This is a genomic window from Paenibacillus sp. sg306046 (assembly GCF_059821225.1).
The window spans coordinates 1-17,084 of sequence record NZ_JCAMRT010000045.1 but is presented as its reverse complement, the minus strand read 5'-3'; the positions used below and the strand labels follow the sequence as shown (position 1 = coordinate 17,084).

Sequence of the window (17,084 nt, the reverse complement as noted above, 5' to 3'; positions counted from 1 at the left end):
TCCAAGCAGGATAACGCCTATCTGGAGCGCGATTCGCTGGCTTCTTAGGGCTGTAAAACTTTTGACTGTCCAGATTTGTTATAGCAAGGGTTTATTTGTTTGTTACATAATTTCTCACCAACAAAGCCACCGACTCCACATGCACCGTATGCGGGAACATGTGAGAGTTGTTTGGATTCTGTGTTAGTTGGATAAAACCCTTGATATATAAGGGTTTTATCCAACGTGTATTGATCGTTTTGTTTGCGTTTTATTGCTTGTTGACGTAGTTCGTCAACAAGTCGTCAACCAGCTAAAGTGGCCTCATAGATTTCTTGGAACAATTCCCCACCATCACAGGGTCTTTTATTGGGATCATGTGACAGGGAATTATAAATAACATCAAAAATATGATCAGGACCGCACCAATCCTCCTTAGTAAGGATCCCTGATGGATGCCTTTTATTAACTATATACCAAAATACACTACAAAGTTGGTAGACATCCGAACATTTCATTATTTCATCTTTATTTCCAATAGTTCTATTAAGTGCTTCCGGGGACATCCAAAACTTAGGCCCAATGTTTTCGTTGTCTCCTGTTAAGTCCTCCTCCTCCTCCTCCTCCTCCTCCTCCTCCTCTCCCTCAAGGAATTTACAGAGGCCAAAATCACTCAATAACCAAGTTTCACCAGAAACCAATATATTTTCCGGCTTAATGTCTCGGTGTATTGCCTTTGTATGTAACACTGCCAATGCGGCAGCTAACCCTTGAAATTGTGCTATATATTCAGAGAAGTCAATTTTCTCCCGTTCAAGCAAAAAATCCTTCAGATTCTTATTTGCTAAAGTCATAATAATGAATGGAATTCTCTTATTTCTCTCTTGATTTTTTACTTTATACCTACCAACGCATTCCCCATTAGCAATGTATTTTATCAATTGATCATGCTCTACTTCTTGCAATAATTTTATTTCATTCATAAATCTTTTGATTCTTTTAGCTTTGAGCGATAGTTGAAATTTGATTGCGTATTCTTCGCCTGTTAGATAATCCACACATTTATGAACAACGGCATTCCCACCATTGCCTAACTTTTCGACATCTACAACATAGACTCTTCCGTTGGCATCTTCTATTCTATTAGAAATGTAATATACTTCTTTTCTATTTTGCTCTAAAAAAAGAGGGATCATATCTGCCATATAAAAATCACCCCCAATGTTAACACTTTTTATGTGTAAAGTTTGAATTTGACATCTGAAATACTTGTGTGTCTGGGGCCCAGGTTAAATCGATATTTTCTAAAGCCTCGTCTGAATATATTATTTTATCATTACACAATGAACAACTTTCTTCCTGTTCAAGTGCGTACATAACCTCAAATACAATTGTTTTTAATGCCTCTTTGACATCACCCTCAGGAGCCTGTCTTTTATACGTACCAGATAAGATACTCTTTAGGAAATCTTTTCTCCATCTTCTACTTGCCAAAGAATTTGCTTGCGAAACACATTTTATTGCATATTCCGATAAGATCTCAATATCTGACTCAGGGGCTGTGAAATCATCTAATATTTTTAAATCTCTTCTTAAAAACGTCAAATCCTTGTCTTCTAAACTTAACTCTTTCTTCGGTTCAACTTCTTGCTCTTCTTCCCTTCGCAGCTCTAGTACTGCGAGATATAAGCTGTAAAAATCCGATTTTTGTCGAAATCTCGAATTATAAAGTTTATAGTCTTCATTAAATATGAGCTTGATATCATTAATAACAGCAGAAAAGTCACAATCAATCTTAACGCGGTGTTCCTCCTCCCAATTTGAATAATTAATATAGAAGTCATCAAGAGTCTCTTTTTTCTCCTGTGGTCCATCAATTGTGGCAGCTAAAAGCTCTGAAATATATTCCACATCACCCATTCTCTTGCTATTCGCTGCTGTAAAAATTCTTGATTCATCGAAAAACGGTAATTCCGCTTTCGATTCAGACAACTTCAAGAAATCACCAGGAAAGTCGGCTTTTCTCAACTCTTGTTTATTGAGGGGAATATTATATTTATTCAACCTTGAGTAAATTTCTCGTGCATCTTCGTCAGTTGCATTCTTTAACTCATTAAAATCGATTAAATAAGACAAAAATGCTGACTGTACTCGGTTCCCATCTTCTTCAGGTAGCTGTGAAAATTTCATCCCCATGTAGGGGCCTTCATATGGTTTTGATAATACATACTCATCTTTTAGAAAAGACAATATAGATTTAATTCGTTGCTGTCCATCTATTACTTTTCTGTAAATTCTACCATCCCTTATTATCGACTGAACTATAATTTTGGGCATGGGAATATTCTTTAATATCGAGTCTATCAACATAACCTGGGCAGCTCTTGTCCATACTTCTTTTCTTTGAAAATCAGGAGTAATTTCAAGAGTATTGGAGTTAGCCCAATCTCTTATATCTGCGATACTCTGGTTTGTAGGTGTCCAAATCATTTTATCACCACTTTTATAAAATTAATGGAAGCTTACTTACGTCTATATAAGGAACTTGAGCAAAAATCAACCCTGATTCCCCCTGAAGCCTAGCAGCCAAGTGTCCCTTGCCAAGTAGCTTCTCAGCGCCCTTCTCACCAAGGGAAATCTCCGAAGTTCCAACGCTTTCAACCCTCAGAATTAACCGATTCCCCAAGTTATCCCTTAATTGAACCGGCAAAACGTTCGCGTCTGGACGCTGTGCTGCGAAGATCAAGTGAATTCCTGCCGCGCGTGCTTTTACCCCAAGACGCTGAACGATTGAGGAAACTGCGCTCTTATATTCATCGACGAGCATCCATTCAGCGAATTCGTCGTGTATTAAGAATATCAGCGGAAGTTTTTCGCTGTCGGATACCTTGGCATTATAATCTTTCAGGTTGTTTACTTTGATTTCCTTAAACTTTTGGTACCTGTCATTCATCTCAACGACAAGGTCCTCTAGTATCTGTGTTGCTTTATTTTGGTCATCGACAATGCCTTCAACAAGGTGTGGTAATTCCGCAAGATGCATATAATCGACTCCATATTTGGGATCGATTAAATAAATATGCGCCAGATCCTTACTGTTGGTTACGCAGATATCAAGGATTAGATTTTGCAGCAAGACAGATTTACCACTTCCGGTTGCACCCGCGATTAGTGTGTGTGGAGCATGCTGAGCTCCGCCTTCAAACTCGCCACCTAAATTTAGGTAGAGTAGTTCCCCATCGATTTCTTTAACACCTATCACAAAGCTCATGTTTAACCCGGATGCATTGGTTTGTACCTTCCTTACCTTCCATACATCCGCTAATGATATGATTTGCCTATGCGGTCGAGCCAGGGAGACAACAATCTCTCCAGGTTGGGCCATGATGTTTATAACATCAAGGGCATGTGTCGTAAGAAGAATAGATCTCCTTTTCTCGATATCATCCACTTTCAGCTGGTCTGATCCCTTTAGCCTTATTACAACAGCATTTGGGGTCAATCGATGGCCAATTACTTTAGCTTGCAAGTTATAGCTAATCAAAGCCATCCTAAGTTTATTTACTGTTTCACTAACCCACGATTGGTCTTCACTGGTTTCTTCCACGCTTTGGGCATTCTGTAATATCCACGTTGCTAACTGAGCACTCGCCCAAGGAACTTCACTGCTCATTTCCACGATGGGGTCCTTTTCATCTAGGACCACTGATACCGTTGCTTCCCCATCGCTCGCGGGATCGCTATCCTCAGTATCCCCTGGAGCGTTTTGAGTCTCAAAGTTAAACTGAATTTGATCTTCATCGGAATTACGAGAGATATTTTTTTGCGCCGCGGCAAGTCCATTATTACTCGCAGCAACAAAGTTGATTCTTGGAGCGGGTAATTTCGCATTGCTTAACTCCCAAGGCTTACTTTCGTCAAGCTTCTCCCTGACTTCGATGATGGAGTTCCCGTGATGATAGGCTAAGACTAACTCTCTTACAAGATCCCTAGTAAACACTTCTTGATAGGAGTTCTTAGCATTCGTAATGGGATTTCTTTCACTATCTAAAGCTGTGTCAGGTAACGTAGACATAAATACATGGGAGTAACCCTTGATCTCAATGGGAATTACCCCTGCCCTAATACCCTCACGTAACTCTTCAACAGTAAACGGGGAATTCGGAGCTAATTCAATACCGTCATTTAACAGATCACTTAATCTAGAAAGCCATAAGTCACGGTCAAGTCGTCCTGGATCTCCAAAAAGTGCGTTATCCATTCTAGAGACGGTATCGCGCAACTGTTTTGAAGAATTTTTCCTTGCCTCAGATACACCCTTGGCATCAACATACTTTGCCTCAGAAACAAATACTTGAAGATGCGGCTTATTTTCGACCATTTTGGGTGCAAGCGCTAAAATATCTGCGATCTGCTCTTCTTTTTGTCCAAGCCAATTTGCATAATCATCAAGGAAGAACCAACCTACGGCCTGTTCTGTTCTCATCTCAGACTGAAGGATCATCTTACTTAGTACGACACCAATTAATTCACCCGCAAACACGCCTCGTTTTGCAGCACGAAGAACAATGTCGCCTGATATTGCGTTGGCATCATCAATAAACCGCTCCGTGAGCTGCACCAATTCCGCTTCAGTTAATCCTAGGCCTAAAGCATTCAATCTTCTTTTTACGAGTACATTCAAAAGGTTTAATTGAGATTTTGACGAAACAACAACGTTTGAACCGTGGGATTTATTGTGCTGGTATTTTATTACCTTCACCCCAAGATTCCTAAGCTGTCTTCGTTCTAATAATTCATCATAATTGACTACCCATTCGCCGAGCTTGTGTGCTTCATCGAAGATGGCCTTCACTTTATCATTTTGGAACGAAATTTGCCTTGCCGGTAAAAAGAATGTTCCTGGGTTAACATCTTTCCCCTTAACAACTGAATAAACCGATGATAAGTAAGACCATCCAACTGAAGGTTGGCTTGGGCATGCCAAGTACACCGTAGATTTAAGTTCATCCTTCGCCGTAGACCTTCTTTTTGCCCACCGTGGAGGATAGTGATTAAGTAATTCTGGCATCTGCCTCACCTGAACTTCATCCCATTCAAGATTGGCTTGCCGCGAAATAACATCTTGCAAGAATACGATATCAGCTAGCTTTCCCTCTTTGGGGTCTAATGCAGTAGCCTCATGTGCCATAACTCCTACACGGAGACGTGCCATAAAATCCCGGGTTACCTCGCTCGCAACAAAGGAATCGGCATCACTATCCGTACTCTCTATCATTTTCATATATAATTCATTTAATTTATTTGTATCCCGATGCCTCAAAATCACCTGACAGCGAACTTCATCTTCAACTTCGTGCATTGCGGCTAACGAATTTACGATTGTTTCAGGAAGTCTTGTGGAGTCACAGTTGTACAAGACTAAGCTTAGATTCGTCTTTTCGTGCGGTTGAAGATCCAAGTAACGTTCAACTAGGCTAAGAAGTTTATTACTTGCTTCTTTTGGATCTTCATTCGTCTGCATTTCTTCTTCAGTACGTACTGGGCTTTCCATTAAGGTGTAATCATTCTTAGCATCTGTAATCGAAAGGAGAACCGGTTCATGGCCCTTATACCCTATTGCAACTTCAGGATAATACGGACTTACTATTTCATCTTTTAGATCCGTAAAGAACAAGCGTTGATCGCCAAAGTCAACTTGGTCCGATGTTAGTACATAATTTAGTAAACCGATGACTTGCCGCGCCTTAACAGCCTTTGCCGCCATTCGCATCGGGTGCCATGGAGCCACAATGGTCATTGGCTTATTTTTATCTCCATCCACCCTTATATTCCCGATATCCATAACAGGCTGCACGATATGAATTCGATTCATATCGCCCAAAGCATACTCTTGCAAGGATCGTAGGAACTTATCGTACAGCTCGCTTTGTTCTATCATTGAATCAGAACTAATACCATCGATTAGCCAATCATTTATTGATTGCTTGTACTTAGTTGAAAAGTTAGCCCACGTTTCTTTTAGAGCATCATAATCGCTCTGAGAAAGTCTGGCTTCTTCAAGCAACTTCTTCAGGTTATTTAAGATTAGTTTTTGCAAGTCAGTTGTTTTTGCATATACTCCAACTAGGGAACCCCTATCTTGTCCGAATACCGCTTGAATTGTACCGACATCGCTCAAAGATAACCCCTGTAACTTACCTTTTTTGCTAACAGGATTTTGTGATACACTAGAATAAGAGAAAGGGTGCTCAGCAAGTCTCCTTAAATCATCGTGAAGCTCAAGCCCAATCTCTTGAGGGTTACCTTGCCACACCAGTTTCACTTCATTTTTTTGCTTTGATCCCTGCAAGTCAAGGTAACTAAGCTCTATGTAGAATACGATTTGAATAGCTGCTTTTGCAGTTGAGGTGTTCTTTTTGTAGCCTTTCTTCTGTTTGGCCTCTGATACTAACTTATCGTATTTAAACAAATGATACGTTTCCCAATTTACTTGCCAGTTGGTTAACTTCTCAAGTCCCCTGTAAGCAGTGCAAAACGCCATACCTATATCTTCATTAAGGTCCAACCAAGCTTTTTTACTCGTTGTCTTCTGTGTCCGGATTCTTAGAGTCTTCTCCCCAATAAAGTTATCGCATTGAGCAAAGAGGCGCTCAGTTACCTCTAATAAACCAACTAAAAAATCAGTACATTCAATCGCCTTTCCATAAACGAAACGATCCCATTCTGCTTTTAGTGCCTTGTCTGTCTCCAAGTTATGACGGTGCTTATCGTAAAATTCCTTGTCTTCCTCTGTAGCTTCCTTCGCTTTTTTCTTTTGAAAGAGTTCGTTTAAATTATCAAGATAAAGAATCTCCGCATCCGTTAAAGTATCTGGAAACTCATCATCATATAATTGCTGAGTTTTTTCTGCCAGATTTACCTTCATTGGCTTTAATTCAAAAAATAGAAGATTGACTTTATCCGTCTCCCATTCTAACTCCGAAAGGTTCTCCGCCGCGGTGGACCAACTCACATTGGATTCAATGAACAATTCCATAATGGGCTGAACAGACGGATCGATTTGGCTTTTTACCTTTTCGTAAGAAGCCTGAATCTCACTGTTCTCGATGATTTGACGATTCGGATGTTGCTTATATAGATAACAAGCCCTCTTGTTATATGCATCTGTAAAGAGCTTCTTCCACCTACTAGCATGACCCAAAGCAATCTCTGGGATTGCATCAAAGTAATAAGAATCACGTGGAATGCGAAGTGCAGGTAACGCCCAGCCAAGCGCCCTAACAACTGGAATGCCATTCTCCGCAATTGTTTCACGTACTTTTACAGTAAACTCACTAAATTCCTCAAGGCTGCATTCATTTGCCTCTTGCAAACCTTTCAACGCTTGTTGCCAATGCTTTTTTTGCTCATCGCTTAGAGGGAGGTCGTTACTTGCCACTTGAACCCATATATCCGGGTTACTCTTGAGATCCCCTGCCCCAACCCTTGTTATATCTCTTAGCGATTGCCCTTGATCATCGTTCGTGTTCGCTAATAAGATAGCAGGCTTATCACAAGAAGCATTTCTCCAATAAGTTGTCTTCTCGTCAGTAACCATTTCAGAAGGCAAACTGCCGCCTTCAACTAATTTCCGAGGGACTTTTATGGCCATAGTCGAGACTAGCTGCATATCTTGGCTTATCGTTTTACATATATTGGTGACCTGATCTCCGGTAAGGCGATCCAATAAGAAACGCGCAATTCCCTCTTCAGATTGGCTATTTTGTAATTGCCGGCGAAGATATTCAGTCGCTACCTTTCCAATTAACTCTAGTTGGTTCATGGTAATACTTCCTCCTGAATCCCAAAGGGATTTTCTACATATGCGCATGCATCAGATAATCTGCGTAGTAACCCCATACTTGCCAATCGTTGCTCAAGTCGTCTTGCATTGTCAGAGAACGCTTCTAAATCTGCTCTCCCAGCCTCCGTCAATTCAAGAGCCTGCTTATCGCCAATGATAAAACCATATTTTTCATACAATTTATCTAAGAAGTCTTGGAATTCCATTCTCTTCGGAACAACGCACAGTACCAAAGATTTCAAAAGCATATCTTGGGGAGCATAACGTAGTCTTCGTGCTCCTCTTCTTGACGAGAGTCCTATTTCTTTTCCCCAGACACCGTGAAATTTATCGACGTGTTGCTTGTGTCTATTAATTGCTGCAGAAACAAACATATTAATTAAATCATCGGGTGAATTCGCTGATTCAACCTCACTCTCTTTGTTATCTTTCGGCCAAGCATATTCATTTTTCAGTACAGTGATTGCCTCATGTATGTCCGTAACTTGATTCCAAGACTCCGTTTCGACAACCTGTCTGATATATGCTTCTACAGCTCTCCGAGACATATTGTTGTGCTCAATGAAAGAATCAGAAGATAGTTCTCTGATGATTGTTTTCTTCGGAGAAACAATCTCTAAGATAAATGTTAGTTTGTTAGTATCACCTAAGACGGCCTTCGCCCTGTTTAAACTGTACATTATCAAATGAAGTCCGGTTATGTTTACAAGGTGCGGAATCGCATCGTAATTCGGAATATTGCTTTCTAACAAACTTAACCAATCATCCGCGAGTAATTCATAGTCAGCCAATTCTGGATAAGGCAAATAAACTCCTGTTCGAAGAGGAGATGAACTTACCACGTCTTTCGGTTCTAGCGCTGCAACTAATCGATTAAACTTATTTGATGGGTTTAAGACGCTTTTCTGTAGGTTTGCGAGTATTTGAACCCCTTTGCCGCTTCTCGTCAACATTAAATACAACAGCTCACCAGTTCTACCAAAAAATCTTCGATCATTCGTGAAGCCATTATCTTTTACATTAAGGTCTTCATACAAACAGTCCGGACCGTATGGAAAAATAAATTGTGAGCTCCACCGTTTGTTGTTCTCACCCTCAATTGTTGTTTCTCGAAGAAACTGAATCACCGATGCGAAATCCCCAAAGTTTGAGAACCTTTTCTCTAGGTATTTGAAATCGGCGTTAACGATGCCGGCTTGTCCCTTTCCCATAACTTCGTACCACTGTAACCAGGCTTCTTTATCATCGTATCTATACTTACTTGATATTAGAGTTAATTGAGGGTTATTAAACAAGATGTTCCGTAAGTAGAGTCTTGATTTGGGTGAATACGCCAATTTGTTTGGTTCGGATTCAACAAATGCTCGGCCAGACTCAAGTTCAGATTGAAGGACATTTAAAAATTCCATAAAACAAAGCCATGGGGTTTGCTCATCATATAATCTGTGACCCCAGATCGCCTCATCTACCCACATATCTGCGTCAATCTTTGTCGGGCGCGGAAGTCTTTCATTATTCATCGTAGTTAACCTCCACGATTCTGTCGTCAATCAAGCCGTCTTGATTTAGTCGAATGATTCTAAAGGATAAATCACTTTCATCATCCGAATCTTCTTCATCTATTCTACGGCGCTCCTCTAGTCTTTTAAGAAGCTTGCTTTTAAAACCCAGGATATCTTCATAACACTCCCTGGAAAAACTCCCCGGCAATGCACCCTCGGCAACCCGCGAAAGAAACTCATAGCGAACCAACTGGAGCGGCAGTTCAACTGTAGCAACAGAAGATGATAACTTCACTTCTATCACGAGCCTGCCATTTGCATTCATTCGGATCTGCATGCTTTCCCCGCGTTTTTTCGGTACCGAAATACTATCTTCAAAAATCCTACTTACCTTCGCTTGGGAATGGCTTCCAGACGTGGCCAAAATCAATTCATCATTGTTCTTTGCTAACAGACCTGTAAAAATTCGATTTAACCCCTGGGAAATCCTCGAAGTTATTTGCGTAGCTACTTTGCCGTTTTTAGCCACTCTGTAAACATCAGACAAAAATTCCCCAGCGTATTGAAAGGTTGTAAGATGCCAAAGTTTAAGGTCATTCTCTTTTTCTCTAGGGATTACAAAAAACAACCTTTGCCTTTGGGATCGGAGAGATTCTAAAAAGTTTTCACCGCTATCTAATACGCCTTCTAGGTATTCTTTTTGATTAGCACGGAAAGTCTGGTCGGCACCGTAGTATGTATCGTTTAGCACAAGATCTTCGTAGTAAGGTAGAAGTTCAGGGTCGTCCTCACCAAAGATTAAGATGTTATCGATCGTATTACTTGTCTCGTAACCAATACCAAACTTTCCGAGTGCAGCAAATACATCAGTAGATTCGCGACGTCTTTCTGTGAGATTCTCACCCAAAATATTTCGGTAAACACTTGCAAGCGATGTTTTATTTTCCTCAACTATTTTGGCAGCATCAGAACACGACATAAGTCGATCCTTGGCCTCCGGATGACCAAGAAGCATGTTTGACACTAAGAGGAGTAGTTGTCTTATAGGAAGGTGCACACCGTTTAACTCGCATAACTCCAAAAGATCGGTGACTCGCGATCGAATCAGCTGTTCGTCTTTATTCCCTTCGAGACGATTACGGTTCTCCCATATAGGACACGTCTTGCCCGTTTGAGCATCTTCTCTCAAAGAGCACTGGTTACAATCATTCCATCCGGGATGTTGCAGTACAACATCCACAATTTGAGGAAAGAGTCTCGCCGCGCTTATTTGGCTTAAATTATATAGTCTTAGGTTGAACCCGCTTTTTTCTTTAATTTCAGTAACCAACAAATCTTCCACGCACTGTTTTACTTGTACAGTTAGTGGGTCGGTGCCAAGATGCTTCCAGGCTTCAATAAGCTGCCCATCGTTTGCAGCAACTAAAAACACATTACCATCGTTTGGATTAAGGACCGAGTTAACGAACTGATTTAAGATACCTCTTTCCTCATCCTTCAGCTCGCTTAAATCCTTAATAACATAAAGTTTCTTAGAATTTGGCAAATCTAATTCTTTCACCTTATCGTCATTCTGCCAAACTTGTAGCAAACCGCCTAAAGCTAACCAAACTTCTCTGCAGTTATATGTCTTCCCATCCCCAGCCGTTCCAGTCAGTATTACAGACTTAGGACTAGGGGATTTATAGTTTTCAATAAGTTCATTTAAATAAACAGATTCTACGATTATTGGATGGATATTTTTCCGCTTAATTATTCTATGAATCGCTTCATCATACATATTATCGTTACGCGGAATTGGTCCATATTGTCGGAGAAAACCAATCCATTCCGATTGAACTATAGTCATTTTGTACTACCACCTTATCAGAAAATGGTCCCTCTGATTCATTCGACATCTTCCAACTAATTTCCTGTTAGTATTACAAATATTCACAATCCCTTCAGGTCCTATAACACCGTAAAAAAACCGCCGATTAATCGACGGTTTGGTATATCTTATGAAAATGAACATACACAAGGAATATCTGCATCTGCTTTAAACAAAAATTTTTCAAAACCTTCCGCTTCCATGACTTCGCGGAACTGCTTCATCGTATAAGACCCGCCGTTCTTTTTCAGAATAGATACATCCTTTTGAAGAGTTGCCCTAAATCGTTCTTCCATCTCTTCTTGTTCTTGATAACGCTCTGGCCAAATTGCATATAATAGAGCATAATGCTGGTAACCTCCACGCACACACCTTCCAGCACAGTTTGCGTGAGAAAATCCCTTGATGCCATTTTTTAAAACAATTTTGGCATTTTCATTTCCATCGTTCAACGCTAGCTGCTCTGCAATATTGTACATTCGAGGTAACTCAATGCCCCATTCGTCACGTATGATTCCTTTGGCGTCGAGATCTTCCCTGAACAATTCAATCAATGGAAACCGAGTCTCAATAGGTTCTAATGGAAAATGAGCATAAAAATCTTTCAAGTTCTCGGCCCGATGCTTCTCGTGAGGACCAATTCCAAAATACAAAATGGGTTCTAGGTTCCTTTCATTCCTTAATTCATCTTCCAAGAAAATAATGGTTTGCCTTACTTTTAGTTCTTCTGAGCACTTTGCCAAACGCGCATTTCCAAGAAAACGCTCATCGTAAAATACTTCTTCTGGAGTTCTTCCATCGAGTCTCTCCGTAATTTCCAAACCAATATGGTTCGATACTTCCTCCATAAACCGGTAATTGTCTTTATCTTCCCATAAAGTGTTTGTGAAAAACAAAATGCAGTTCTCTTTACCGTAGGTTTGCACCATATGATAAGCGACATATGCACTCCCGGCTCCGCCGCTAAACATTGCCACATGTATAACCTTTTTTTCTTTGGTGTCCATCGTATCACTCCGCTTTTACCACGTAATTTTCAAACAACTGATAGATAAGGTACTCAAGTTCTTGCCGCGGCACATTTTTCCCTGCCGCATTAATCATTCTTTCTAAATTTGAATAGACAGTCGCCGACTTAACAGACAGATCTACCTTATTAATCAATTTCCTACTATTGTTAAGTTGAATTGAGACCACATTTAAGTTGCTTTGTTCAATTTCCTGCTCAGTAAGTCTTAGTTCCTCTAAATCGTGACTTAGTTGTGTAAAGAATAGATCATAAGTGGTATCTGACCAATCTTCCACTTTAACGCCGACGTATTTTTCGGAAAAATGTTCTATCCACATATCTTCATTTTCAATGAAAAGAGAGTTATGGATTCTTTCTGGCAACTTATTAATCGAATAAGATCCGTTGGCCCGCTGTTCTTCAACCCAATTCTCTAAGCCTTTGGGGCTGCTGACTCCTATAACCTGCAACAACTTCTTAACTAGCTCTTTCTTTAGCAGTACAGTGAAATTCTCTGCGTATTGTTTAGTAACTAACAACTTATTTATGTTGTTTTGGTAGAGCCTTAATAACTGTACGACCGATTGTTGAGGATCTACCTCAGACCTCTTTATGAGATCCCTAAATTCTCCAAACTCCTTGTCCACGCTAACTGATGTTTGCGCAATTCTAGGAAGTGACCGCAGCCATTTCAATAAAGTACCGCAAATAAATATTAGTCTAGATTGGTTGTTTAACCGCGTTTCAAGCGAATCAACAAAGCACTTCTCAATATTGTTAAATAATTCGACATAACTATCATTAATGTGCTCATAAACGTACTGGTAGTACTCTGCTCCTGTCTCCACTATGATTTCAAAAAGCGTGGCACCATCAATACCTGGAACAAACATGCCGTTGCGATACAACATAAATTCGTTCCAGCGATCCCTAAGCAAAGCAACAAAAAGAATAGAGATCAATGGCTTCCTAATTCCAAACGGTGGAGCCGAAAACAGCTCTACTATATCTTTGAAGTTGCCTGTCGGGTTACTTTCCAATACCTCGATCAGTCTTGATCTAAGCGTAGAGAAAGATTCATTTATTATGTTTGAGTAGTCCAAATTATTGACGTTTTCATCAAGGCTATCATTGTTTTTAAAGATGGCAGCAAACAAGGCATAATCAGGCCCGTTTCCTTCAATTCCAAACTGCTGTTTACGTGGATTCTCGATCATTTTATTAATCAGCTTAATTGCTGCATTTCTTTGCACACCCGAAACCGTATTCCTATTAAAGGAGTCATTCAAGATCACTGGTGTACATTTAAACAGATCATAGCATTTATCTGACAATATCTCCGTAACTTCAAGTTCCGAATTTATTGTCACTTTGTTGCCACCAATATACCAGGCTCCCTCATCCTCGTACGAAACTATTTCGCATAAATACTGAGAGATTCTATACTTGGTTTCATTGAATAAGATCTCTAATTCTTCCCTAATCCCTTTATCTTCCGCGAGTAAAATCTTATTCCTTCTTAATGAGTCCAAACCATAATAATTGTAAACCTCAGGTATTATTTCCAGTACAGGTTTGGAGTGCAAGAAGAATAGCGCCCTATCGTTTTCCTTACTCAAACCTCGTAAGACGAGATCTAGTGATTCGTACGTCTCTAGATCTTCCGCTAAAACATAGTAGACTGAAAGATCGGACAATTGATTCGCTTGAATCAACTTTCGTTCAATAATTTCTTTTCCATATACAATTTTTACTGCAGAGAATCTTGTCATTCCCTTGTCATCATTGTACCGTTCTGGAAAATAAAATTTCTTTACGAGATTATTGTGTAGAACCTCAACTTCCTTAGATTGATCTGTTTTTAGTAACTGTTTCTCATGTTCCAACCGTTCGTGCAAATCAACCGAGCTTCCTGCAAATAACTCCCAGTAATCATTCACTCTATTAAACCTAATCACTTTATGTTTGCTTAGTACAGGTAAAATATCCGAGAGTTCATCTTCGTTCAGTTGTGTCGCAAATTGTAAGAATTCGGTACTGAGCTTCTGTTCACTTTGTACCGCGCACAAGTTCCATAGAGTTATAAACTTCACTAAGTTCGTTGCTGACGATTTATTTAAGAGCTCCTCAGGAAGGCGAGCCATTGCTTTTTTATAAAGAAGGATATGTTCCGATACATCATCATTCCCAAAATCACTAGAGTCGGGAAAGAAGAAATCAAACAATTGATGGCCTAAGTAATACTCATTGCTTTTGCCAATATGATTTAGTAACCCGCCCGTCTCTTGACTTTCTAGAAAAGTAAACAACGTTCTTTCATTTTGTCCAAACACCCGGGTTAGGTGTGGCAAAAGGAAAATTGAAACCGGGTGAAGCGGGAACATGCCACGAACAACCAACTCATCTCGTTCCGTCTGATTAATACTCGGAAAGAGGGGGTACTTTCTCAGCATTTCACGTGTTTTAGTGAAAGCTTCATCGCTAATACTTGGCTTCTGGTTAATATTCTCCGTAAGTATTAATTCTGAGATTCTCAGAAAGGTGGCTTGGTCACTTTTCACTAAGTATTGATTGAATCGTTTCTCAATGCGTTGAAACTCCCTTGCCGCATCTTCATTTGAAGCATTGAAATATGAACGCAAACTTCTATGTGCAATTAGTAAAAAATGTATCGAGCTCGTTCTGTTTGCCAATTCGGCGAGATCTTGAATATCTTGCATAGCCTCATTAAATTTAGTAGCACTCAGGCCCTGCAGGAACCGGGCAAATTCATCATATACGATAAAAATGCCCAAGTTATTTTCTCGTAACACGGCTGCCAGATACTCCATCTGAGACAAAAAGTTATGATCATAATCGATATCAAACGAAGCACCAGCAGTTAGAAGTGGGTACATTTCTGAGAAATATTTAATCTCAGTTTCATTCTGCTTTTTTATTTCTTCTAGCCATTGAGCTATTTGCCTACCACTTTGCTCCAACTGAAAACAAAATTTGTCATACGTATCAGGGAAGTCATTCTTCCACAATTCAATAGAGTTTATAATTTTCGCTGCCAGCCCGGGTAATACAATATCGATGCCTTTATCTTTGAGTTTCTTTATAACACTAGATAAAATCGAATGTCTAAATCTCCCTTCGTTACCACTCAATAAAACTGGCAGGTAAGGTATCGTTAATTTACTAGCAATTTTAATTTTTGATGCAATATGGTCGTCGACTTGTTCAAACTTTTCGACCAATGCGTCAACTTCGGAAGAATTCGTCATTTTTGACACAATACTTCCGATTACGTTGGCTAACAGCGATTTTCCAGTACCATACGGCCCAATAATAATATGAGATCGGTTAGCCTCTTCAGCAAACCCATCAATTATCCCTTTCATTGCCTCCGCGTGAGAAGGCGTGGGAATATATCGTTTTATTAACTCTACATTTCCAATATCGAATTTAATGTTAACACTAGACTTAAATGCCATTTCTAGTAGGTCATCCTTTCAAAAACTCGCCTTTAATGTAATCAATAGATGGAATCATCGGCACCCTAATATAATCCAAATTATTTGTTCTAATGTACTCTATTGGAAATTTATCATGTGTGGTTAGAATATTTAGAGCTTCAACAACCTTATTTCGAGATAAATTGAATATCCTTCCCCAAAGGTTATCAGCATTCACAATCTCTTCAACACTAATAAGTCGATCCTCTGAGATCACATCATAATCAAGGAGAACGTAATAAAGCGATGGGATTCCGACTGTAGTAAGTTCAGGAGTGACTTTCCTAATAATGTCATCCCTTTCTCCCGAATGTTCGCTTTTGATTAATGATAATTTGGAAAATGGGCAAAACAAAACGTCTTCCGGATCATTCTCGTCAGGTACCTTCGTGTAAAATTGGATCAAACAATCAATGTCTCGCTTGAGAGAATTCTGCGACACTTCTTTCACTTCATTTTGGCTTACCCAAGTGATAAAAGAATTAAACAAATCACGCTTACTAACCATCGTTTCTTTGTACTTATTAAAATACCAATCAAAAACAGTGAAAAGATCCTTCCTATTCCTCACCAAATGATAGTGAAGTATGGATATGGATTCATTCTTTTGAAGAAGTCGATCACTATCAAATAAGATGTCACCTAGTTCGGATAATACATGTACCCGCTGACCATCTTCTGTCCTTTCTTCAATAACATCAAAAGCAAGCAGCCAATACTTTAAGGACTCAAGCATGTTTTTGCCCAAGCCAACTGTCTCAAATGCATATTCATCAAAAAAGAATCTCTTATTTTGCTTTACTGCCTTTAATCCCTTACTGAACCATTTATCTCTTATATAGAAACTTTGATGTCTAGCATAGGCCATATATGTGGATCTTCCCTTCACGAAATACAAAATTACTCCTGGAGACTTCCCTCCAGGAGTAATTATACATCAAAATGCTAGAAAAGGACAACGGAAACAGGAAACGTGCGTTCCCATCTGCATTTATTACTCTGTTGTTCAGAAATTACCTTTGCAATAGGACTTGTCTCTATAACGATTCTTAACTTGCCTAGACCATTAGGATCAACATATAAGTTTTAGGTAATGATTACCCAAAACCATAAATTCTCTTGCCTTATTCAGTTCACGCACCGCAGTGTTCCAAACACTTATCAATGTTCCTTGATACAATGTCAATCGCCGGCTAGAACCTTAACTTGAGCTTCCCGCTCTAACGCACCTTTCAGATGGGGCGCCAATAAGCGCACTACCGCTGCATAATAAAGGAATTTCATTATACACTGCATCCCGTGGACCAACTAGTACAAAGAACCTAAAATAACGTTACTATATTTTCCTGTATGGTATACTCTAGATAGAATCTATCGA

The 17,084-nt window shown here is 39.6% G+C and carries 8 protein-coding genes; all 8 read right to left on the bottom strand.

The genetic code is table 11. The features are described from left to right. Positions 1-284: 284 nt before the first annotated feature. On the bottom strand, positions 285-1,184 hold the full coding sequence (locus AC6ROY_RS24650) for a protein kinase domain-containing protein (RefSeq protein ID WP_500103215.1): 900 nt from the start codon (positions 1,182-1,184) through the stop codon (positions 285-287). Positions 1,185-1,203: 19 nt separating this feature from the next. After that, positions 1,204-2,469 (bottom strand): GmrSD restriction endonuclease domain-containing protein, encoded by a 1,266-nt coding sequence (locus AC6ROY_RS24645; RefSeq protein ID WP_500103214.1) that lies wholly within the window; start codon positions 2,467-2,469, stop codon positions 1,204-1,206. 13 nt (positions 2,470-2,482) lie between these two features. After that, the gene (locus AC6ROY_RS24640) at positions 2,483-7,804 is read right to left on the bottom strand and encodes an FtsK/SpoIIIE domain-containing protein (protein WP_500103213.1); all 5,322 of its coding nucleotides are present in this window, start codon (positions 7,802-7,804) and stop codon (positions 2,483-2,485) included. Further along, positions 7,801-9,345, bottom strand: a complete 1,545-nt coding sequence (locus tag AC6ROY_RS24635) for a methylation-associated defense system protein MAD7 family protein (protein ID WP_500103212.1) — start codon at positions 9,343-9,345, stop codon at positions 7,801-7,803. Before AC6ROY_RS24635 ends, AC6ROY_RS24640 begins: the two co-directional genes overlap by 4 nt. Then, the gene (locus AC6ROY_RS24630) at positions 9,338-11,176 is read right to left on the bottom strand and encodes a hypothetical protein (protein WP_500103211.1); all 1,839 of its coding nucleotides are present in this window, start codon (positions 11,174-11,176) and stop codon (positions 9,338-9,340) included. Before AC6ROY_RS24630 ends, AC6ROY_RS24635 begins: the two co-directional genes overlap by 8 nt. 149 nt (positions 11,177-11,325) lie before the next feature. Beyond that, positions 11,326-12,204: a hypothetical protein gene (locus AC6ROY_RS24625; RefSeq protein WP_500103210.1), complete on the bottom strand. Its 879-nt coding sequence runs from the start codon at positions 12,202-12,204 to the stop codon at positions 11,326-11,328. A 4-nt stretch (positions 12,205-12,208) separates the two neighbouring features. After that, complete coding sequence (locus AC6ROY_RS24620) at positions 12,209-15,685, bottom strand: DUF6079 family protein (RefSeq protein WP_500103209.1); 3,477 nt, start codon at positions 15,683-15,685, stop codon at positions 12,209-12,211. 10 nt (positions 15,686-15,695) lie between these two features. Continuing rightward, positions 15,696-16,574, bottom strand: a complete 879-nt coding sequence (locus tag AC6ROY_RS24615) for a DUF4007 family protein (RefSeq protein WP_500103208.1) — start codon at positions 16,572-16,574, stop codon at positions 15,696-15,698. Positions 16,575-17,084: the final 510 nt, after the last annotated feature.